Annotated in this window: 20 protein-coding genes; 10 read left to right on the top strand and 10 right to left on the bottom strand. The window is 41.9% G+C overall.

Annotation, left to right across the window (positions count from 1 at the left end; translation table 11 throughout):
* The first annotated feature begins 9 nt into the window (after positions 1-9).
* Both ACGLYD_RS13335 and ACGLYD_RS13330 read left to right on the top strand, forming a co-directional pair.
* Positions 10-1,770, top strand: coding sequence for a BatA and WFA domain-containing protein (locus ACGLYD_RS13335; protein WP_399628385.1), 1,761 nt, complete (start codon positions 10-12; stop codon positions 1,768-1,770).
* Positions 1,754-4,351, top strand: coding sequence for a VWA domain-containing protein (locus ACGLYD_RS13330; protein WP_399628382.1), 2,598 nt, complete (start codon positions 1,754-1,756; stop codon positions 4,349-4,351). Before ACGLYD_RS13335 ends, ACGLYD_RS13330 begins: the two co-directional genes overlap by 17 nt.
* A 207-nt stretch (positions 4,352-4,558) precedes the next feature.
* Here ACGLYD_RS13330 and ACGLYD_RS13325 read toward each other — a convergent pair whose 3' ends face one another.
* The 7 genes from ACGLYD_RS13325 to ACGLYD_RS13295 all read right to left on the bottom strand — a co-directional run bounded on the left by ACGLYD_RS13325 (position 4,559) and on the right by ACGLYD_RS13295 (position 12,406).
* Entirely contained in the window at positions 4,559-5,752 is a 1,194-nt protein-coding gene (locus tag ACGLYD_RS13325) for an MFS transporter (RefSeq protein WP_187045474.1), read from the bottom strand.
* 524 nt (positions 5,753-6,276) lie between these two features.
* A complete protein-coding gene (locus ACGLYD_RS13320; protein ID WP_338655728.1) occupies positions 6,277-7,350 on the bottom strand; it encodes an ABC transporter substrate-binding protein in 1,074 nt (357 codons plus the stop codon).
* Positions 7,347-8,147, bottom strand: coding sequence for an ABC transporter permease (locus ACGLYD_RS13315; protein ID WP_067211630.1), 801 nt, complete (start codon positions 8,145-8,147; stop codon positions 7,347-7,349). Before ACGLYD_RS13315 ends, ACGLYD_RS13320 begins: the two co-directional genes overlap by 4 nt.
* Positions 8,131-8,955: an ABC transporter permease gene (locus tag ACGLYD_RS13310; protein WP_067211627.1), complete on the bottom strand. Its 825-nt coding sequence runs from the start codon at positions 8,953-8,955 to the stop codon at positions 8,131-8,133. The genes ACGLYD_RS13315 and ACGLYD_RS13310 overlap by 17 nt, the downstream gene beginning before the upstream one ends.
* Positions 8,945-10,051 carry an ABC transporter ATP-binding protein gene (locus ACGLYD_RS13305; RefSeq protein WP_067211626.1) on the bottom strand — a complete coding sequence of 369 codons (1,107 nt, stop codon included), beginning with the start codon at positions 10,049-10,051 and terminating at the stop codon, positions 8,945-8,947. Before ACGLYD_RS13305 ends, ACGLYD_RS13310 begins: the two co-directional genes overlap by 11 nt.
* A 17-nt stretch (positions 10,052-10,068) precedes the next feature.
* Entirely contained in the window at positions 10,069-10,611 is a 543-nt protein-coding gene (locus tag ACGLYD_RS13300; protein WP_067211624.1) for a helix-turn-helix domain-containing protein, read from the bottom strand.
* Positions 10,612-10,948: 337 nt separating this feature from the next.
* A complete protein-coding gene (locus ACGLYD_RS13295) occupies positions 10,949-12,406 on the bottom strand; it encodes a hypothetical protein (RefSeq protein ID WP_399628375.1) in 1,458 nt (485 codons plus the stop codon).
* A gap of 72 nt (positions 12,407-12,478) precedes the next feature.
* Here ACGLYD_RS13295 and ACGLYD_RS13290 point away from each other — a divergent pair, with 72 nt between their 5' ends.
* From ACGLYD_RS13290 to ACGLYD_RS13275, 4 genes are all read left to right on the top strand, one after another.
* Complete coding sequence (locus ACGLYD_RS13290; protein WP_067211620.1) at positions 12,479-12,802, top strand: hypothetical protein; 324 nt, start codon at positions 12,479-12,481, stop codon at positions 12,800-12,802.
* Positions 12,803-13,000: 198 nt separating this feature from the next.
* Complete coding sequence (locus ACGLYD_RS13285; RefSeq protein ID WP_067211617.1) at positions 13,001-13,543, top strand: peroxiredoxin; 543 nt, start codon at positions 13,001-13,003, stop codon at positions 13,541-13,543.
* An 84-nt stretch (positions 13,544-13,627) separates the two neighbouring features.
* Complete coding sequence (locus ACGLYD_RS13280; protein ID WP_187045470.1) at positions 13,628-14,080, top strand: TlpA disulfide reductase family protein; 453 nt, start codon at positions 13,628-13,630, stop codon at positions 14,078-14,080.
* A 305-nt stretch (positions 14,081-14,385) separates the two neighbouring features.
* Positions 14,386-15,045, top strand: a complete 660-nt coding sequence (locus ACGLYD_RS13275) for a TrkA family potassium uptake protein (protein ID WP_067211613.1) — start codon at positions 14,386-14,388, stop codon at positions 15,043-15,045.
* 676 nt (positions 15,046-15,721) lie between these two features.
* Here the strand turns inward: ACGLYD_RS13275 and rnjA are convergent.
* The 3 genes from rnjA to def form a co-directional block, all read right to left on the bottom strand.
* A complete protein-coding gene (rnjA, locus tag ACGLYD_RS13270) occupies positions 15,722-17,389 on the bottom strand; it encodes a ribonuclease J1 (protein WP_187045469.1) in 1,668 nt (555 codons plus the stop codon).
* 2 nt (positions 17,390-17,391) lie between these two features.
* On the bottom strand, positions 17,392-17,601 hold the full coding sequence (locus ACGLYD_RS13265) for a DNA-dependent RNA polymerase subunit epsilon (RefSeq protein ID WP_067211608.1): 210 nt from the start codon (positions 17,599-17,601) through the stop codon (positions 17,392-17,394).
* Positions 17,602-18,063: 462 nt separating this feature from the next.
* Positions 18,064-18,621 (bottom strand): peptide deformylase, encoded by a 558-nt coding sequence (def, locus tag ACGLYD_RS13260; RefSeq protein WP_067211605.1) that lies wholly within the window; start codon positions 18,619-18,621, stop codon positions 18,064-18,066.
* 136 nt (positions 18,622-18,757) lie between these two features.
* On the opposite strand from def, the gene ACGLYD_RS13255 reads away from it, so the two are divergent.
* The 4 genes from ACGLYD_RS13255 to ACGLYD_RS13240 all read left to right on the top strand — a co-directional run bounded on the left by ACGLYD_RS13255 (position 18,758) and on the right by ACGLYD_RS13240 (position 23,142).
* On the top strand, positions 18,758-19,399 hold the full coding sequence (locus tag ACGLYD_RS13255) for a YkyA family protein (protein WP_399628369.1): 642 nt from the start codon (positions 18,758-18,760) through the stop codon (positions 19,397-19,399).
* A 266-nt stretch (positions 19,400-19,665) separates the two neighbouring features.
* Positions 19,666-20,781 (top strand): pyruvate dehydrogenase (acetyl-transferring) E1 component subunit alpha, encoded by a 1,116-nt coding sequence (pdhA, locus tag ACGLYD_RS13250; RefSeq protein ID WP_067211600.1) that lies wholly within the window; start codon positions 19,666-19,668, stop codon positions 20,779-20,781.
* A 3-nt stretch (positions 20,782-20,784) separates the two neighbouring features.
* Positions 20,785-21,762, top strand: a complete 978-nt coding sequence (locus ACGLYD_RS13245) for an alpha-ketoacid dehydrogenase subunit beta (protein WP_187045468.1) — start codon at positions 20,785-20,787, stop codon at positions 21,760-21,762.
* 30 nt (positions 21,763-21,792) lie between these two features.
* The gene (locus tag ACGLYD_RS13240; protein WP_187045467.1) at positions 21,793-23,142 is read left to right on the top strand and encodes a dihydrolipoamide acetyltransferase family protein; all 1,350 of its coding nucleotides are present in this window, start codon (positions 21,793-21,795) and stop codon (positions 23,140-23,142) included.

Raw genomic sequence — 23,142 nt, 5'->3', positions numbered from 1 at the left:
GGCGGCTAAGTGGGATTTGATAAGTTAGTGAATGGTTGGACGGTGGTTTTTCCTTTGGCCGTCCTTCTCTATTACTTTTTCCGAAAACGCTACGAAACGACAACGATATCATCGACATTGTTCTGGGACCAATCGATGCGGGAAACAAGGGTGTCTCCTTACTTGAAAAACTTGCAGCGGAATGCCTTGTTTTATCTGCAAATGGCGGCACTTCTGCTAATAGTATTTATTTTACTAGGGCCTTATCTTACTAAAGAAGAGGCAGTCGGTGGTCATACTATTCTTATTGTGGACACGTCTGCGACTATGCTAGCTAGCAATGAAGGAACTTTACTATTTGCGCGAAATCAGGAAGCAATGAAGGAACTAGTCGCGAGTCGCCCGGGAGAACCGATCACAATTATGACGACTGGGAAAGAGCCCATTGTCGTCATACGGGAGGAAACAGACGGCGAAGCAATCATGACCGCTATCGATAAATTAACCGTTACATATGAACATGAATATATGGAACGGGCCATTGAGTTTGCAAAGTCAATCACTACAACAGGTGCTGCAATTCATATTTATACGGATTCGCTAGATCAAGCAACTTTTTCTGAAGGAGAAAGTGCCATCGCGTGGACGATTCATGGGGATGAAAATCCTAAAATCAATGTCTCCATCGATAAATTCGGAGCGGTCAAGACACCTGAAGGAACGGAAGCTATTATAAGAATTACCAATGATTCAGATGATACTCAAATCGGAGCCGTACATATTAAAGATCTACTAACCGGTAACTTATTGATAGCTGAAACTTTTTCTATTGAAGGCGAGGAAGAAGTACTTTTATCGTTCAAGGAATTACCCGAAAGTAAATTATTACGTGCCGAAATCGTTGTAGAGGACGATTATGAAGTCGATAATACGGCCTACGTATTGTTAGGTAATGAGACGGGGGAGGCTGTTGTCGACGGGCACTTGCATGAGTTGGTCAAGAGAGCATTTGAAGCTGTCGGATTAACCGTTACGACCGGTTCCACGACTGAAATGCTTGCTGCGCAGGAAGAGTCCATTATCGTGACAAATGATGTTTCATTCCTTAAAAAAGGAACGAAGCCGGTGATAATTGTCGGAAGGAACGATAAATCCACTGAACCAGTTGCAGGCGCTGTACAAAACACCTCAGATCCACTGTTTACGATTGCAAATATTAGTGACGTATACGTAAGTGCCTTGTATCCGCCGTTTAAATCGTATACGACAATCGCGACTGTGGGCGATAAGCCGTTCATCCAAAAATCGAAGCGCGGCGACATTGTCATACTTGCCGATATTGAGCTGACTGATTGGCCACTTCATCCGTCCTTCCCACTATTTGTTTGGAGTTCCGCTGAATTGTTGCGTTCTGAAACAGATTCGTTAGGGCTATTTGTACCGAATGAGCGCAAAGCGGTTCTTTCGGGTAGAACAGAGAATGGACTAGAAATCTATACGATAGATGATGAATATGTCACAACAATTACGGATGGTTCGAGTTTCATCGCGCCAACAAGTCCAGGTATTTATAAAGCATTGGACGGAGGAGTAGAAAAGATGTTTGCTGTTCAGCTTGAGAAATCTGAAAAAGAGCTTGTACAGGGTTCATCGTACCAAATCGGGCACGCTGAAAATGTGAAAGGGAATGAAGAAGGGAAAAATAGGATTGGCTGGCTATTCCTCGTGCCGCTTTTGCTTCTTCTACTTATTGAATGGGAGGTGCAAAGAAGACGTGGATATCCGAATTGATCAGCCTGTATGGCTTTTATTGTTCATTCCAATTGCGCTTTATATGGGGTATACATGGAAATCATCGGGCATGCGGCTTATTGGAAAAGGAACCATTCTCTTTGTTCTAAGATGTACTGCGATCGCTGCTCTCATCTTTGCACTGGCAACTCCTTTTATAACGCTGCGAGCTGATAAAGAACAAATATTGTTTGTTGTAGACCGCTCTGTTTCAATTGAAAGTGCCGGAAATTCAGCAGATAAATGGATTGCAGAAAGTCTGAAAGGCCGTCAAGTGAATCAGTCAGTGGGGATGTATTCATTCGCAGAGACGTTCCGAACAGATTCACAGTTGACAGATGCAGACGTAGAGCTTCCGGTAATTGGGCAGATGGAATCAAAAGATGCAACCGATATTGCGAAAGCGATTGACCTTGCTGCTGCAGTGGCTAAAAATGATAGTGCGACACGGATCGTATTACTTTCTGATGGTTTGGAAACAGTGGGCAAGGTTGAAGAATTATTGCCTAAATATAGTGAAGGCCGTGTGATCATTGACACTGTTTTACTTGAACGACCAGGAAGTGCGGACGCTTCAATCTCGATTTTTGATACGCCTCTGACTGCTTACGAAGGCGAGAAGCAGTTGCTACAAGTTGAAGTGGAATCATCTACTCGAACTACTGGTGAACTGCTCATTTATCAAAATGATAAGGAAATCATCAAAGAGCAGGTGACACTTGAGCCAGGTAAGAACACTTTTTCATTCCGGACATCGGCAACTGGAAGCGGGTTGCTGAAATACGAAGCCAAACTCCTTGTACCGGATGACAGCTTTTTAGAAAACAACCGAATGCTGTCCGTCACAATGATGGAACGTTCCCCGAGTGTGCTCGTTGTTCAGACGAGCCGTAATCCATCAGCAATCCCAACACTGCTGGATAAAAACGTAATGAGCGTAGATGTTGTTGATGCGGAACAATTACCGGAAACGCTGTCGGGTTATTTAGGCTACGGTGCAATCATTTTTGATAATGTGCCAGGGCACGTCGTTGGTGAGGATAAGATGACGGTCATTGAACAGGCTGTGAAAAACTTTGGTACAGGTTTCATGATGGTCGGAGGGGACGAAAGTTTCGGGCTTGGCGGTTATTTCAAGTCTCCGATTGAACGGCTTCTTCCAGTTGAGATGGAAGTGAAAGGAAAAGAATCGCTTCCTTCGCTCGGCCTAATGATTGTTATGGACAGATCGGGAAGTATGTCCGGTTCGAAAATCATCTTGGCAAGAGAAGCAGCTGCGCGATCGGTAGAGCTTCTCCGTGATGATGACACATTTGGTTTCACTGCATTTGATGATCAAGTATGGGAAGTCATTCCAATCGGTAAGCTTGAAGATAAGAAGGACGCAGTCGAACAAATCCTTTCCGTTCCGGCAGGCGGGGGGACGGATATTTTTCCGGGCATGCAAAAAGCCTATGATGATCTTGCGGATTTGAAGCTACAAAGGAAACATATTATTTTGATGACAGATGGCCAATCACCGATGCCTTCGGATTACGAAGAAGTGATTGCGGAAGGTAGAAAAAATAATATTACGATGTCGACGGTTGCTATCGGTTCAGATGCAGACTGGTCGCTTTTAGAAGATCTTGCGGAGAATGGTGGCGGACGGTTTTACGATGTCGTCGATGAGTCGACAGTACCGGCAATACTGGCCCGAGAAACGTCGATGATGACGCGAACATATATCGAGGATAATCCATTTTATATGACGCTAGGCGGTGTTCCTGAATGGTCATCACTATTTAGCGAAGGGGTTCCGCAAATGAATGCCTATATTGCAACGACAGCGAAAACGACAGCGACGATTGCGGGGATTAGCCATAAAGAAGACCCAGTCATTGCTGAATGGATGTATGGACTCGGAAGGACTGTTGCATTCACATCTGACTCAACAGGGAAGTGGACGGGTGATTTAGCAAGATGGGACGGTTACCCAGAGTTTTGGAATACTGCAGTGGCACGATTGCTGCCCTCATATGAAGAAGTCCCTTACATCATCACCCATGAACGAGGTGGTACCTATACGGTAACAGACAGTTCTCGTAAGGCGGCATTCCTCGACATAGCCGTCGTGGATGAAGCAGGACAAGAAGTACCATTCACCTCAGAGCCACTTGCTCCCGGTAAAGTACGGGTAACTGTAGATGCCAAACCGGGTCTTGTATTTTTCGGTGTATCGGATGATAAAGGTGGATTGTTCGAAGCTGGCCTTTCAGTACCGTATAGCGATGAATATAAACCGGCAGTACCGAACGCAGCACTGATGACTAAAATTGCCGAACGGACAGGCGGAAAAGTGTTAGAAGAACCGACAGAGGCATTCCGTGATCACCCCTTTAAAAGTGGTGAAAAGATACGGATTGCAGAATGGCTAATCTTAGTAGCGATGATTTTGTTCTTTATCGATATTACGTTGCGTCGTTTCGGTATGTTCAAAGGGCTTACGAAGAAACGTCTAGTACGCGAACCAGTTGTCAAGGAGACATCGACAGCAGGGGAGAGTATTGCTGAATTATTGAAGGCGAAGAAGAAACGATGATTTGAAAGATTCCAAACCTGTAGAGGCTGTTATCTGCAAAGATTTTTACCGGTGGCGGTCATAATCTAAGTCATGCCGGTCATAACAAGTCTCATGGCGGTCATAACTGCATCCATGGCGGTTATAACGTAAAGGACGGTTATTGTTACATGAAGAAGCCCCATCACACTGGAATCTTTCAAGTGTGATGGGGCTTCTTTCATATGTTTATAGACCTGTAAGTAAATCTCCGTTTCGTTTTGCCCAATAGGATGCAATGACAAAACAGACCAGTAGGATGACTGTACCGATAATATATGGGTAAATAATATTGATATCAAACAGGATACCCGCAAGTGCAGGTCCAACCATGTTACCTAGAGACATGTATGCAGTCATCATACCAGCTGCAAAACCTTGTTCTTCGCCCGCCAGCTTCGAAATAAGTGTGTTAACGGCAGGTCGAAGGAGAGATGTAGCAGTGAAGAAAATCGTTGCTACGAAAAGAATCATAAAGAAAGAATTGACGAATACAATGCCAATCATTGCAAAAGCCGCGATGATAAGATTGACTTGAATGACGCGCATTTCCCCAAATCGATTGAACAGTTTGTTGATGACAAATGTCTGAGCGATGACTCCGACAAATCCTCCAACTGTAATGATGACGGCGATTTGGGCAGGTGTATAGCCGTATTTATGGTCTACATAAAGTGAAATTGTAGATTGGAAATTAGCCAAACCGAATGAAAAGACAAACATGACAATTAGCATGACGAAGTAAGGGGTTGTAGTTGAGCGCTTCATCTGCATGACAAGATTTTCCCTCTTTTTTTCAATTCCAGGATTGTCTGCACTACGAGGCGCCGGATTTGGTAAAGCAAAAATGGAAATAACCGCTGCCGTTAAGGCTGCTGCTGTCGCGATGTAAAAAGGGAATTGTAAGCTAACTTTTGCAAGGAATCCGCCGATTGCAGGTCCAATCATGAATCCTAGCGACATGGAAGCACCGAGAAGGCCCATTCCTCTGCCTCGCTGTTCGTATGTTGTGATATCAGCAACAAATGCCATCATAGGCGGTATGAGGAATGCAGAGCCAAGGCCAGAAAAGAATCGTGAGGCATACAGCATCCATAATTGGGTTGAGGTTCCGAATGCAAGTTGCGATAGACCAAAAATAATCAATCCTATAATAATCAGCTTTTTCCGTCCGTGCTTATCAGATAGATCGCCGGCAATCGGAGAAAAGATAAATTGTGAAAATGAGAACATGGCAACTAGAAAACCAAGAGCTTGACCAGCAACGCCAAACGTGCCCAGGTATTCAGGCATAATTGGGATTATAAGACCGATGCCTGCCATGGCGATGAACATATTGAACATTAAAACGTATAAGGCAAAATTATTAGATTTGACTGCCATAATTATCCCAACTTTCCAAACTGTTTCGTGTCACTAAAGTATAATACCATAAATCGCATGGGAATAGCTTTTAATGAGACTTCTGTACAGAAAGTAAAGACGCCCTTCGTGTGTATGAAGGGCGTCTTTATCATATCTATATAGGTTGAAATAAAGAAACCCATTGAATTAGCTACGGCGCTAGGGGATGCCTTCCGCCATAAGCTAGCCTAGTTATGCGGAAAAGAACGCCGCTGGGCCTGCAGGGTGTAGGTCATGCAACTAGGAGGGATTGTGAACTACATCCCTCCTAGTTGCGACAGGGCGTCGCGAACTTAGACTGCCTTCCTCATTTCGTTACATTGTCTAGTCTCAGGCGGCCAGATGCTCGGGTCATAAGCCAGCCTGGCTATGCGGCAAAGAACGCCGCTCCGCCATTCTGTCTTATGCCTGTCGCATCTAAACGGCCGCATCGACTTGGGCCTGCAGGATGCAGGTCATGCAGTCGTTGCGACAGGACGTCGCGAACTTAGACTGCCTTCCTCTTACTTCATATCCATTTTGAATTCCAGGAAAAATTCATTATAATGGCCCAGCATTTCAAGGCCAAGATTTCTATATACTTCAAGATGATCACGTGTTTCTTCATCGGGATAGAAACGTTCATCTTCTGTCACTTCAGCATCCATCAGGTCGAGAGCTGCCAAATTTGGTGTGGAATAGCCGACGTAATCGGCATTTTGTGCGGCAACTTCGGCATCGAGCATGAAGTTGATAAACGCATGTGCACCATCGATATTACGTGAAGTTCGGGGAATAACCATATTATCGAACCAAAGATTGGAGCCTTCTTCAGGGACGATATAATCGATATCCTCGTTCTCATACATCATATCGGCGGCTTGGCCGGACCAAGTAAGTGAGATAGCAGCTTCTCCATTAATCATCAGTTGAGTCACTTCATCCCCGATGACGGCTTTGATATTAGGGCTAAGTGTTTTTAACTTATCTGTCGCTTCACGCAATTCGTCCATATCGGTAGAGTTCAATGAATAGCCTAATGAGTTTAGCCCCATTCCGATTGTTTCACGCGCGCTATCGACAAGAATAACTTGCTGTGTAAGAGTGGGGTTCCATAAATCATCCCATTCTTCAAATGTCTGTCCCTCTAAAAGTGAAGAATTGTATGCAATGCCGACCGTCCCCCAAAAGTAGGGTAGCGAATATTTATTGTCAGGATCGAAAGGTAAATCGAGAAAATAGGAATCGATATTTTTGATGTTTGGAATCTTACTGTAGTCGAGTGGCAACAGTAAATCTTTTTCCTTCATCATTTCAATCATATATTCAGAAGGCATTGTAATGTCGTAGGATGTTCCACCCTGTTCAATTTTCCCCATCATTCCTTCATTTGAATCAAACGTTTCGTACGTAACCTTAATGCCTGTTTCTTTCTCGAACTGTTTAAGTAAATCGGGGTCGATGTATTCACCCCAGTTATACACAGTAATGGAATCCTTGCTGGCACTTCCTCCGCTTTCATTTAACTTGCTATTGATGAGTAGTAAAATAGCGGAAATAATAATAATCACTACCGCACCACGTAAAATATCTTTCATTTTTTCACCCCCGAAAGCGGTGTTTTGGTTTTGCGGCTAACAGCGTAATAGCCTAAAACAAGTACAACCGTCACTAAGAAAATAAGTCCCGATAATGCATTGATTGTCAACGTAATACCAGCGCGTGCCATTGAATAGATTTCAACAGACAGCGTGGAGAACCCGTTTCCGGTGACGAAGAATGTTACGGCAAAATCATCGAGAGAATACGTCAATGCGAGGAAGAATCCTGCAAGTATTCCCGGTTTAATAAATGGAATAATAACGCGTGTCAAGACATCGCGTTTTGAAGCCCCAAGATCGAGTGCGGCATCGATTAGCGTTGGACTCATTTCCTGTAGCTTAGGCAGTACCATAATGACAACGATCGGAATACTGAAGGCGATATGTGAAATAAGTACGGAAGCAAATCCAAGCTTGACGCCAATCATTGTGAATAAAATAAGGAAAGATGCACCGATGATAACGTCCGGGCTGACAATCAAGATGTTATTGAGTGACAACACGGCATTGCGCATCGCTTTATTGCGCATGAAAACAATAGACAATGCACCGAGCACACCGATTGCAGTAGAAACGAGTGCAGACAATAACGCGACGACAATTGTATTGATTAAAATGACAATCAACCGAGTATCTTCAAAAACTGCAGAGTAGTGTTCAAGCGTAAACGACTCAAAATTAGACATGTTGCCGCCTGAATTGAACGAGTAAAAAATCAAGTAGAAAATCGGAGCATATAAAATAATGAATACGACTACCAAATAGATTTTAGGAAGCTTACTTAACTTTTCCATTGATTGTCGTCCCCCTATCGCTACTGCTCGTAATCAACATGATGATAAACATAAATAAAATTAGGAATACGGCGATGGTTGAACCCATTCCCCAGTTTTGCGTGACAAGAAACTGTTGTTCAATTGCGGTTCCAAGTGTAATGACTTTGTTACCTGCAATCAGTCGAGTAATCATGAACAGCGATAGGGCAGGGATGAAAACAACTTGAATTCCCGATTTAACACCGTTTAATGTTAAAGGCCATATGACACGCCTGAATGTCGTCCATGAATTAGCACCTAGATCACGTGACGCGTCGATAAGCGCCGGATTTAGTTTATCAAGTGAATTGAAAATCGGTAAGATCATGAACGGGATGAAAATATAAACGGATACGAAAACGAAACTAAAATCAGTGAATAGAATTTGCTGACTGCCAATACCAACCGTTTCTAACAATGCATTTATTGGACCATAAAGTCCGAAAAGGCCAATGAAAGCATATGTTTTTAGAAGAAGATTAATCCAAGATGGAATAATAATGAGCAAAAGCCAAAGTTGCTTATGCTTCGTTTTCGTCAGGAAATAAGCAGTTGGATAGGCAAACAGTAACGTGAACAATGTAATAAGAAACGCATACCAGAATGAACTGATAGTCAGTTTCAAATAGACAGAAGAGAAAAAGTTTATATAGTTGTCAAAAGTGAAATGGCCTGCTAAGTCAAAAAATGAATAGTAAATGATAAGTGCAATCGGCGCTATTACAAAAAGCAGGATCCAAGCTGTATACGGAATCGTGTACAGCGGGCGTAGTGGTTTATTGTTCATTATCCGCTACCCCGTATGCCTCAAGTCTTGCGTCGAACTCCTCTTCAGATTCGTTTAAGCGCATGACATGAATGTCTTCCGGATCAAAATCGAGTCCGACCGTTACGCCGACTTCCGCTTTTTTAGTTGAATGCACAAGCCATTCATTGCCATCAGCATCGTAAGTAGAGAGTTCATAGTGAACGCCGCGGAATAATTGTGTATCTACTGTCACGTTCAATTTCCCTTTATCGACAGTTGTGAGTTCCAAATCTTCCGGACGAATGACGATATCGACTTTCTCATTTGGATTTAACCCTTTGTCTACACATTCAAATGTTTTGCCGGTAAATTGGACTACAAAATCTTCAATCATTTTTCCTGGTACGATATTGGATTCGCCAATGAAATCTGCGACAAACCGGTTGATAGGTTCATCATAAATATCAAGTGGAGTTCCTGATTGTTGAATTTCTCCTGCATCCAAGACGAAAATTTCATCAGACATCGCGAGTGCCTCTTCTTGGTCATGTGTAACGAATACGAACGTTTTACCTAATCGTTGCTGTAATTCCCGGAGTTCGTATTGCATTTCAGAACGCAGTTTCAAATCGAGTGCTGATAGCGGTTCGTCGAGTAATATAACTTCTGGGTCATTGATGATTGCACGTGCGATGGCGACACGTTGACGTTGCCCACCGGACATTTCTGCGATTTCCCGATTTTCATAGCCTTCCAAGTTGACGAATTTCAGTGCTTCAATAACGCGACGTTTGACTTCGACTTGTTTCACTTTCTTAATACGTAGCCCAAATGCAACATTTTCAAAAACATTCAAATGCGGAAACAACGCATAATCTTGAAAAACCGTGTTTACTTGTCGTTCATTGGCAGGTACGTTGTTGATCTTTTTCCCATTGAAGAAAATTGTCCCATCCGTTGGTTCGATAAAACCTGCGATGAGACGAAGAATTGTCGTTTTGCCGCAACCTGATGGACCAAGTAATGTGTAAAACTTTCCACGTTCCATTTCAAAGGAAACACTGTTCAATACAGTTGTATCATGGTTATATTTTTTTGTAACATTTTCGAATCGAATAATTGGCTGAGTCGTCATGCTGACACTCCTTTTCTTTATAAGTAAGATTCTGTCGCGACGAGCAGTATTTCGCTCGTTCCGTTAGATGCATTTGATAAACAGTGATGCTCGGATGCATCATAGTAGACTGCATCTCCTTTTGAAGCGATGTGTTGTGTATTCCCAATGATCACGGCGACTTTTCCTTTCAAAACATATATAAATGTTTCTGCAAGAGATGGCTCGAATTTTTTAAATTCGCCCTGTGCGTGAAATGTGATGTGGACAGGTTCCATATCATTCTCATTTGATCTGGGCACTAACCACCGAATACTATATTTCATCTCATCATCGCTGTAGATCGTCTGATTATCAGTCGAGTAGACAACTTGTACATTTTTCTTGGGTTCGTCAAAAAAGTCTTTAGGTGTCGTTCCTAACACTTCTAATAATGCAAAAAGCGTTTCAATCGAAGGGGAATTCAAATTTCGTTCCAACTGTGAAATATGCCCTTTCGTTAAATCAGTCCGTTCTCCAAGTTCTTCCTGAGTGAGCCCCTTTTTTAAGCGTAGGCTTTTAATCCTGCTTCCAATCTCCATGGACATCCCCCTAATCGTAATGGAGTTTAGTAATACTATACTTGAAGTTTACTGAAAACCCTTCTAATTATACAAAATATCAAGCAAAAATCAAGCGTTACTTTAATATAACTCAGCAGAAGTATCTCGCTTCTATAAATGACATGATTGATATATAAGTTGGAATAAAGATTTCCTTCAAATCCGCTAGGCGCTAGGGGATGCCTCCCGCCCTAAGCCAAGCAGCTTCGCCGCTAGTCTTAGGGCTTCCGCTCAGTTACTATAGGGATTCATTTGATCAACATATATAATAAATAAAACCGGATTAGCCTCCTGTTAAGAAAAGAGGGTCCGGTCATTATTTCATACGGGAATTTGATTTCTTTCGGCGCAGTTTACTCATCATCATTTTGCCAAATGTAGTAACAACTAAATAAGCAGAAAGACCAATGCCACTCAGTGCAGTGACAAGTGAGATCCATTCAAAAAACGTGTAGCTGGAAAATTGCCTCCAGCCAAAAGGGGATTCCCAGTCTTCAATTACGAGATTCATACCATAAATTCCTGAAATGACGGTGAAAATAGTGAGAATGAAAAGAAGCATGTTCATCTTGTCGGAAGCTTGATTTTCTTGGCTTTTGTACAGTTCGTGCAAAGTTGTATTCACTTCTTTGTAAAGACAATCAATATTGAATGCTTGTCGGAACATAAGCGAGAGCTCTTTTCCTTCCGAACGTGTACTTACTTCCTGAGAATAATAGCCGGCTGAAAATAGCGTGATGAACTTAATCAGTGATTTTACATACTCCTCATCTTTTTCCCATTCGATTTGACTATATTCGAAAGACATTCGAAGTAACATTATCTTATAAAAGTAATGGAGAAGAAAGTTATAATAATGAGTACCCATGTATTGTGAAAGTTCCCTGCTCATATCCTTAGGAAGGCAGTTTGTAACAGTTACAAATGCATGCTCAGTTGTAACTGTATACGTGTTTGGGGCCCATCTATCATGAAGTGACTGATTCAGAGAACGCTGGATATAGTTTGGATTATTAGCGGATATGAATAGCTGGCCATTAGGTAATCTACCGTCCAAAGCACCCATTCGATACAATTGATCATCTGTGATGAGAGAATCTTGCTGGCAGAAAAGGAAAGCGGTTGTATACATCCTCTCATCTTCAAAGTAAGGCAGAGAGCTGGAATAGCCGTTCGACTTATCATCATGCAATATGAATTTTTCCAAAAAAGGACATAGATATTCAAAAAGTAGATGTCGAATAGATAAGTGATTTCCATTTTCGGGGCAGATAATTAACATCCCTTGTTCCTCTACTAACTGAGGTTCGACTGCTCTGAAATGATGCATGAAATCAAGAACGTCTGCTAGTTCATGGTCCTGTTTATCTAATTGAACTTTGACAGTTAAAAAAGCAATGTCGAAAGGGCCGAGTATTATATCGACGCTTTGGATAACGAAAGACATATTTATAGTTCTAAGTTTGTATTCAAAGCGTTTCATGATAGACTTTGTAAATCTGTGAAATCCATTTTCGTCTAACGAAGTGGGAAAGAGTTTGTCTTCGATATAGGGTAGAAAATACTGTTTAAGTTCTTTGCCAGTAACAGAGATTTCATCTTCGTTAACGCTACCTTCACTTAAAGACTTGTCTATCTGAAAAAAAGCGTAGTCATTTGCCTTAAGTGTTAGCGCAAGGTCATCCTTTCCCATACTGTCATATCTTATAGGAAGAGTAAATGACATATGCGAATGATGAATATCCAGTTTATTAATTGGAATTGTTAACTGCATTTTCACTCATCCTTCATCAATTGAAATTTTGGCTTTTCATGGTACAATATAGCGAATAAAGGAGGGCTTTGATTGGGAAAAAAGAAAGTAATTTATTTGGACCCGGATGACCGTAAATGGACAATGGAAGACCTCGGACTTAGTTGGGAATCGATTGGTAATCTGTTGGAAGATAAAAAAGAAATCGAAGGCATCTTTCTTATGAAAAATGGAAAGATCCGCAATATAGTAGAACTGCCCAATCACTGCAAAATCTGCCTTGATCCATTAGATTATAATGACGAACACGATTCCATATTTTGCCCATCGTGCGACGAATGGCGTGAGAGCTCTTGTAGTGATCCAACTTGTGAATATTGCCTAGCACGGCCTGCGAAACCGTCTAATTGTAAATAACACTTACAACTCTTTTCCCTCAATTGGGAGAAGAGTAAACATAATGACTGTATATACGTCATGGAATTGCCACATATTGAATAGGGCGCTGTTTGGACAAGGCGCTCCGTTTGAAATAGGGCGATTTTTTTGTTAGTCTTGATAAGGATTGTGCAGGCGGTTGTCCTGGCACAAAAGAATTAGTGGAGGGGTTATTTAATGATTAACCGTATGGTAGGTAAGCAAGCACCAGATTTCGCATTGGATGCGGTACTAGCAGATAAGTCTTTTGGAAAAGTAAGCCTTCAAGAAAATATGAAAAACGATAAATGGACAGTATTATTCTTTTATCCAATGGACTTCACATTCGTGTGTCCAACGGAAATTACAGCAATGTCTGATCGTTATGATGAATTCGAAGATTTGGATACAGAAATTATCGGTCTATCTACGGATACAATCCACACGCACCTTGCGTGGATCAACACAGACCGTAAAGATAATGGCTTAGAGCAGTTGAAATATCCACTAGCAGCAGATACTAACCACCAAGTTTCACGCGACTATGGTGTGTTGATTGAAGAAGAAGGTATCGCACTACGCGGCCTGTTCATCATCAACCCTGAAGGTGAACTTCAATACCAAACAGTATTCCACAACAATATTGGCCGTGATGTTGACGAAACATTGCGTGTGCTTCAAGCTCTTCAAACTGGCGGACTTTGCCCGGCTAACTGGAGACCTGGTCAGAAGACACTATAAGTAACAGTTGAATTTTTACCAAATGAAGTCCCCGTGCATATATTAGCAGTGGGGATTTTTTTGAAAAACGAAGGAGGAAAAAGCATGAAACTACGTGATCAATTACCTGAACTTACAGGTGCAACAGCATGGTTGAATGGAGAAAGAACAAAAGAGGAATTGGTCGGTGAAAAACCAACTCTAATCCATTTCTGGTCTGTTAGCTGTCACTTATGTAAGGAAGCAATGCCTGAAGTCAATGAATTTAGAGACAAATACAAAGAAGATTTAAACGTCATCGCAGTTCATATGCCACGTTCTGAAGACGATTTAGATCTAGTTGAAATCAAATCAGTAGCAGCTGAACACGACATTACTCAACCGATTTTTGTCGATAGTGAAGCGACACTAACGGATAAATTCGATAACCAATATGTTCCGGCTTATTATGTGTTTGATAAAGACGGCCAGTTACGTCACTTCCAAGCAGGCGGCGGGGGCATGAAAATGCTTGAAAAGCGCGTTAACCGCGTACTAGATGAAATGAAAAAAGAGTAAAGAATCAGCCCGATTGCGCATTCGCGACATCGGGCATTTTTAATTGTTTAGGAAATAGTAAAACCACGTACTGTTGTAGATAAGTTGTATTATAGAGATTTTACATCTAGGCCAAAGACCCACACGATGTTGGTCATGCAGTGGGGAGGGATTGAATAGCCATCTCTTCCTTATTGCGACAGGATGTACTAGTGAGGACGTCGCCACATGACGTGGCGCCTTTAGACGATAGATGGATATTTGAGCGTGCTAATTCAGTGTGATACACTAATCGAATCCAGTAAGTGGATAGGGGAGGGTGCTCTATGAAAAAGGAATTTGCGGTAATTGGCTTGGGTCGTTTTGGTGGGAGTATTGTAAGAGAACTAATTGAGCTCGATGCTGATGTTATGGCTATCGATATTTCATCAGAAAGAGTGGATGAGTATGCTCACATTGCTACACAAGCGGTAGCGGCCGATACGACTGATGAGTCTGTTCTCAGGTCAATAGGCATCCGCAACTTCGAACATGTAGTCGTTGCAATTGGAGAAAATATCCAAGCAAGTATTTTGACAACACTTATGTTGAAGGAAATTGGTGTGAAAAAAATAACAGTGAAAGCTCAAAATGATTCCCATGAAAAAGTGTTGCGTAAAATTGGGGCAGACCAGGTAGTACACCCTGAACGCGATATGGGGATTAGAATTGCGAACAATATGGTATCGAATAATATACTCGATTATCTTGAACTGTCAGATGAGTATTCCATTGCGGAAATAAAGGCGAATGATAAACTCGTTGGATCAACATTAATAGATTTGGACATTAGGGCCAAATATGGTGTCAATATTGTTGCCATCAAACGAGGTAAGCATATACTTGTATCTCCTCAAGCAATTGAAAAAATCCGACTTGAAGATATCCTGATTGTCATTGGATCGGATGAGGAAATCCATAAGTTTGAAAAGAAAGCACTGCATTAATGAATCACGTCTGTTGATTAATCATTTACTTGCATGAAATACTGGTGAGTAGGGCTTGAAGACCTTCATTTTCACTGCACTATTTTCGGCCCGCTTTCGACTAACTATTCATGATAGATTTACTGAGGGGTCCGAGTGTGGTAGAAGTGACTTCGTCACTTCTACCACACTCTTTTCAGTAATACTATTAGGAATAGTTTCCTGTCGCGTACCTACAATGTTCAAGTAAAAAATGCAGTCGTTTGGAAGAAAAGAATAGATTATATTCTATGGAGAGTATCAGTGCCCGAAGATGCAATTTCGGGCACTCTATTACGTTGTACAATGCGTTCCTTGCTTACTTTTAGCAAAGAGTATGCATGTAATCATGTGAACCTTTATAGAAAGTATCAGCCGCCAAAATTGCATCTTTGGCGGCTTTTATCCAGCTAAGAAGCACAAGCTATTCTTTCGTCCCAAAAAGCTTCAGCAATACGTGTACTTATCCCTACACAGTCAGACATCCCGTTAATTGTTTAGAAGTCATTCAATCCAAAGCAATCGAAAAATGCAACTATACACGTAGCGCCCAGTAGGTAATCATGTTATTCACTAGTTACTATTAGGTTTATCAACAGATGTGTTAATGAATAAAAAAACCGTAAACGCTTATAGGCGTTTACGGTTTTTAGCTTTGTTAAACTTCCATGATAACAGGAAGCACCATTGGTTTACGTTTCGTTTTATCGTATAAATACGGTCCGAGAACATCAATGATTTCACTTTTCAGTGCATCGAAATCTGAGGGCGAGCTTGCAAGCTTGCGCTGCATCTGTTTGGATAACATCTGTTGTGCTTCGTGAATCATTGCACCAGATTCACGCATATAAACGAATCCACGAGAAATGATATCTGGTCCTGAAACGACACGATTGCGTTTTAGATCTACAGTTGCTACAACAATTACAAGACCATCTTCAGACAAAATTCTGCGATCACGCAGAACGACGCTGCCGATATCCCCGATTCCGCTTCCGTCAATATAGACATCACCAGAAGGAATCCGACCAGCAAGGTGCGCTTCATCTTGTGTAAGAGCGAGTACATCGCCATTCCCCATGATGAATGTGTTCTCTCGAGGAACATCACAAGAGACAGCAAGATCAGTATGGATTTTCAACATTCTATACTCACCGTGAATCGGCATGAAGAATTTTGGTTTGATCAATCTGATCATCAATTTTTGTTCTTCCTGCGAACCGTGACCGGAAGTATGGATATTATTTAAAGAACCATGGAGCACATCAGCACCTGCACGGAATAGTGCATTAATAGCTTTATTGATGCTAAGTGTATTGCCTGGAATCGGTGAAGACGAGAAAATTACCGTATCGCCAGGATGGATTTGAACTTGTCTATGCGTTCCGTTTGCAATACGAGAAAGTGCAGCCATCGGTTCACCTTGACTACCTGTACAAAGAATTAATACTTTGTTGGCCGGCAGCTTATTCAATGATTGGGTATCGACAAATAATTCTTTCGGTGCATCGATGTAACCAAGTTCTCGACCGATTGTAATGGCATTGTCCATACTGCGGCCAAATACCGCAATTTTACGACCCAATACCTGGGCAGACTCAATTACTTGTTGCAGTCTATGAATATTTGATGCGAATGTCGCGAATATAATACGGCCTTCAACTTTTCTGAAAATCTCATTCAAGCTGTCGCCGACTTTTCGTTCAGACATTGTGAAGTTAGGGATTTCAGCATTTGTACTATCTGATAACAGACAAAGTACGCCTTCGCTACCGATTTTCGCCATCTTCGTCAAGTTTGCTGGTTCCCCAACTGGTGTGAAGTCGAATTTGAAGTCACCCGTGTGAACAATATTACCGGAAGGTGTTTTAACTACAACACCGAATGCATCTGGAATACTATGTGTAGTCCGGAAAAATGATACCGCTGTCTTACGAAACTTGAAAACGTCATCTTCACCAAAAGGGATCAACTTCGTAGTCCGTAACAGACCATGCTCTTCTAGTTTGTTACGCAAAAGTCCAAGTGCAAGTTTTCCGCCATATACTGGCACGTTAATTTTACGAAGAAGATAAGGAATACCACCAATATGATCCTCATGGCCATGTGTAATGAATAGGCCTTTAATCTTGTCCACATTACGTTCAAGGTATGTGTAATCTGGAATGACATAGTCGATACCGAGTAATGCGTCATCAGGGAACTTAATACCAGCATCAATTAGAATAATTTCGTCTTGGAATTGTACACCATATGTGTTTTTACCGATTTCACCTAGTCCGCCTAAAGCGAAAACGGCAGTTTCATTGTTTTTGATAGATTTCATACTTAAACCTCTTCAAGCTCGAAATAGGGTGCAGCCTGTTCGTATTCAAGATGAACACCTTCAAGAAGTTGGATAAATTCGATGTTAAAAGCACGATCTTTCAACTTCGCACGGACTGACCTTTCCGAGTCCGCCTCGATGTACATGCTTTTCGTATTTTCACGGACTGGTATTTGAAGCAAGTTATCTTGATAATAGATTTTATAAATCATCGTTTGCTCTCCTTTTTACGTTCGTTTGAACTGATTCTCTTTATATTAGCATGACACCTCTTTAAAATAAAGAAAAGCCCACCAATTTGATGGCGGACTTAACATAATTAAGCGATAGTTTTTTTTCCGAGTATGCCATTTAGCCGTTTCAACCATTTTCGTTTTAGGCGTTTGTACATGGCGACATCACTCCTCGAAATCATTATACTATATTCAGAACATTGTGTCAAGCGGGATTTTCGGCATAGCCGAAAGATCCATCCGTTATTTAAAAGCGTAGTCGAAAGATCCAAGTAATCACCAGTAACATGGGGGGAGGGGGTTGTATCAGCTACTGCCCTTCAAATTGAGACAGTAGCTGGTACCACACACTTGGCACCATACTACAAACTGAACAAACTCTAGGATCATGTAGGATATAAAGATTCCGTTCAACTTCGCTCTGTTTACACAGAAAACATTTCAATCGCGAACAAGTGGGGTGGCACCGGGAATATCCTTAAAAGGTACTTCTTTATCAATATGGTCATAGAACATGACACCATTCAAGTGATCAAGTTCGTGTTGAAAAGCAATAGCGGCAAGTCCTTTCAATCTTTTTTTGAATTCATGGCCATCGGGATCATAGGCTTTAATTGTAATTCGTGCATAACGAGGTACATATCCTTCTACATCGCGATCTACTGACAGGCAGCCTTCACCTGAAGGAAGATAGGTTTTTTCGATAGAGTGACTGACGATTTTTGGATTAACAGCAATAAAACTAATTGCTTGTTGAACATCATCTGTAATATGGAGTGCAAATATTCTTTTCGATTTATCCAATTGTGGTGCGGCCAGGCCGATTCCAGGGCGGAGGTCGAACTTTTCACTCAGTTCGGAATCTTGACTATTTATAACGTACCCCATCAAATCCTCGCAAAGTTTCCGGTCAACATCGGACAATGGGAAACTTAATTCTTCGGCTCGTTTGCGGAGAGCAGGGTGTCCTTCCCTAACAATATGTTCCATTAAAATCATCGTGCAATCTTCCTTTCGGTTTTACTCTATTCAATAGTATAAACGAATGTGAATAGGGGTGGAAGAAATTGAACGCGAAGTTGAATAGTGAAATATAAAACGTTATAGTGTAGAGGGAAATTGGAGGTCGGCAATTTTGAAGAAATCTATCATTGGATACATATTAGCGGTAACTTTGGTGCTCTCAGGGTGTAGTTCTGACTCGACGATTAAAACGCAACTGTCAGCTACTATAACAAAGATGAATAATGCCGAACAAGCATATAAGGATGCGCAAGCTGAATTGACGGAGCTTGAAAAATTGGAACAGGAATTATTCAATCAGACGATGGAGTTGACGCAACAACAGTTAGGTGAGCTGAAAATAAAGGTAGCTGAGCTTGAAGAATTGCTGGGACAACGACTTACTCATATAGAAGGAGAAGAAAAGTCCATAAGTAAAGCAAGCAAATCCGTGGACGAACTCGATGCAATCATTGAACAAACAGATGGAACTGTTGAAAAAAGTATAGAAGAACTGAAAGAAGCTGTAACTAACCGATATGAGCTCCATTCAGCCTTTGTTGTTGAATATAAAAAACTTACCAGTCTTCAAGAGGAGTTATACGGAATGCTTGTTGCTGAGGAAGTTGAACTAAAGGAACTTAAGGATAAGGTCGGCGAAGTGAATGAACAGAATGAGTTAGTCCATACAGCAGTTATCTCTTTTAATGATGCGACGGTCAAAGTGAATGTGTTAAAGGACGACACTTTCTCTAATTTACAGAAAGAAGAATAAGCAGTAGTGAGGCAGTAGAGTTAATTCTATGCTTTTTTCTATAAATATAAAGTGCGGGAAAATGGTATTCTATTATAATACAGACGTCTTATTGTGCTAATACAGTTTGGTGATGACAATCAATTCTAATAGCTATTATCTGCAAAGGTACATGCGATTACTATGTTTGACCATTCAGTTCTGATTAGATATACTGTGAAGGGAATAGATTGTACCAATCAATACACTAATGGTTCATAATACAGTTATAAAGGAGAGTTGCCGAAATGGCTGCCAAAAAAGACAAGCAGTTCGATCCGGTGGAAACACTTCACGCGATTGAAGAAAAGTTTGAAATGTTCCAGATCTTGAACGAAGAAGGCGAAATCGTTAATAAGGATGCAGATCCGAATTTATCCGATGAAGAACTCATTGAGTTAATGACTCGTATGGTATATACACGTATTTTGGATCAACGTTCAATTTCGTTGAACCGTCAAGGACGTCTAGGATTCTATGCACCGACAGCGGGGCAGGAAGCTTCACAACTTGCTTCACAATTTGCACTTGAGAAAGAGGATTTCATCCTTCCAGGTTATCGTGACGTTCCACAAATGTTATTCCACGGATTACCGTTATCAACGGCATTTTTATGGTCACGCGGCCATTTCCAAGGTGGTAATATTCCAGAAGGCGTCAACGTATTCCCGCCACAAATCATTATCGGTGCACAATATATTCAAGCAGCAGGCATTGCACTTGGCTTCCAAAAACGCGGAACGAAAGCAGTTGCTATGACATACACAGGTGACGGTGGGACATCGCAGGGTGACTTCTATGAAGGGATTAACTTTGCAGGAGCATATCGTTCTCCAGCAATCTTCATCATTCAGAATAACCAATTTGCTATTTCGACTCCACGTGACATGCAAACAGCTGCAAAAACGCTTGCACAAAAAGGTATTGCAGCAGGTATACCAAGTGTTCTTGTTGACGGTATGGACCCTCTTGCGGTGTATGCGGTTACACGTGACGCACGCGAGCGCGCAATCAATGGCGATGGACCAACACTAATCGAGGCGCTTTGCTACCGCTACGGGCCACATACGATGGCAGGAGACGATCCTACGCGTTACCGTACTTCAGAAACAGACAGCGAGTGGGAAAAACGCGATCCGTTAATCCGTTTCCGTACATACCTAGAAGCAAAAGGTATCTGGAATGAAGAACAAGAAAACGTAGTAATTGAACGTGCTAAAGAAGAAATTAAAGAAGCAATCAAAATAGCTGATGCAGCTCCTAAACAAAAAGTAAGCGATTTTATCAACATCATGTACAAAGGCGACCTGCCATACAACTTGCAGGAACAGCTAGCCATTTACACAGAGAAGGAGTCGAAGTAACCGATGGCACAAATGACGATGATTCAAGCAATAACTGATGCTCTACGTACGGAGCTGAAAAATGATGAAAACGTCCTCGTCTTCGGTGAAGACGTTGGAAATAACGGAGGAGTCTTCCGTGCAACTGAAGGCTTGCAAAAAGAATTTGGCGAAGTGCGTGTATTCGATACACCGCTTGCAGAATCTGGTATTGGTGGATTAGCAATCGGGTTGGCATTCACAGGCTACCGTCCAGTTATGGAAATTCAGTTCTTTGGTTTCCTTTATGAAGTAATTGACTCAGTTAGTGGTCAACTTGCGCGCATGAGTTTCCGTAGTGCAGGTCGTTTCAATGCACCTGTTACAATCCGCTCACCATTCGGAGGCGGCGTAGCAACACCTGAGATGCACGCTGATAGCCTTGAAGGTCTCGTAGCTTCACAGCCTGGTTTGAAAGTAGTTATCCCTTCAACTCCATATGACGCGAAAGGGTTACTGATTTCTGCAATCCGCGACGACAATCCGGTCATCTTCCTTGAACATATGAAACTGTACCGTTCATTCAGACAAGAAGTTCCTGAAGAAGAGTACACGATTCCACTTGGGAAAGCGGATGTGAAACGTGAAGGGAAAGACCTTTCAATTATCACGTACGGCGCAATGGTTCACGAAAGCTTGAAAGCGGCTGAAGAACTTGAAAAAGAAGGCTTCTCTGTAGAAGTTATCGACTTGCGTACAATTCAACCAATGGATATCGAAACAATCATTGCATCTGTTGAAAAAACAAACCGTGCAATCGTTGTGCAAGAAGCGCAGAAACAAGCAGGAATCGCTGCGAATATCGTAGCTGAAATTACAGAGCGCGCAATTCTAAGCCTTGAAGCACCTGTTCTTCGCGTAACTGCACCGGATACTATTTATCCATTTGCGCAAGGTGAAAATGCTTGGCTTCCGAATGCGAAAGATATTATTGAAACAGCTAAAAAAGTATTGACGTTCTAAAAAGGTATCAATTAAGAAAGGGTGAATCACGTGGCATTTGAATTCCGTTTACCAGATATCGGAGAAGGAATCCATGAAGGTGAAGTCGTAAAATGGTTCGTCGCTAAAGGCGATAAGATCAATGAAGATGACATACTTCTTGAAATCCAAAACGATAAAGCAGTTGTGGAAATTCCATCACCGGTTACGGGTACTGTTGAAGAAATACTCGTTTCCGAAGGAACAGTTTCAGTCGTAGGGGATGTATTGATTCGCTTCGATGCACCTGGTTATGAAAATGTGAAATCTGAAGAGGATGACAACGCAGAAACTGAAGCACAAGTTCAAGCAACAGCTGAAGCGAGTCAACCGATTGAAAAAGAAGAGGCGCCTAAGGAAGAAGCAACTACAACAGTAGCTGCCCCGACTGCAAGTGTGCAAGCACAAACAGACGTCGATCCGAATCGCCGCATTATTGCAATGCCTTCCGTGCGTAAATTTGCGCGTGAGCAAGGTGTCGAAATTCAGCAAGTTGCAGGATCAGGCAAAAACGGCCGCATCTTGAAAGAAGATATCGAGTCATTCAAAAATGGTGGACAAACACAAGCGGCAACTCCAGCAGTGGCGGATCAAGATGGTCAAGCTGAAAGCGTTGCACAAGAAACTTCGGCTCCGGCTCCAGTTCATCTTGAAGGCGATTTCCCTGAAACACGCGAAAAAATGTCTGGAATCCGAAAAGCAATTGCAAAAGCGATGGTCAATTCAAAACACACTGCTCCGCATGTTACGTTGCTTGACGAAGTGGATGTTACCGAACTCGTTGCACATCGCAAAAAGTTCAAAGACATTGCTGCAGAAAAAGATATCAAACTGACGTATTTGCCTTATGTCGTAAAAGCACTTGTTTCGACATTGCGTGAATTCCCAGCGTTCAATAGCTCACTCGATGATGCTACACAAGAAATTGTTCAGAAGCATTATTACAATATTGGTATCGCTGCGGACACTGACCGCGGACTTCTTGTTCCGGTTATCAAGCATGCAGACCGTAAATCAATCTTCGCAATTTCTGATGAAATCAATAGCCTTGCCGTAAAAGCACGCGATGGTAAATTATCACCTGCTGAAATGAAGGGTGCTTCTTGTTCCATCACGAATATTGGGTCTGCAGGAGGACAATGGTTTACACCTATCATTAATCATCCTGAGGTTGCAATTCTTGGAATTGGTCGTATCGCAGAAAAGCCAGTTGTGAAAAATGGTGAAATTGTAGCGGCACCTATGTTAGCATTGTCATTGGTATTCGATCACCGGATGATCGACGGCGCTACTGCACAACACGCGCTGAATCACCTTAAGAGATTGCTCGCAAATCCGGAACTTTTATTAATGGAGGCGTAA

Source organism: Sporosarcina sp. SG10008, assembly GCF_044569405.1.
In the GTDB taxonomy this organism is placed as follows: Bacteria; Bacillota; Bacilli; order Bacillales_A; family Planococcaceae; genus Sporosarcina; species Sporosarcina psychrophila.
This window is presented reverse-complemented; position numbering and strand designations above follow the sequence as displayed.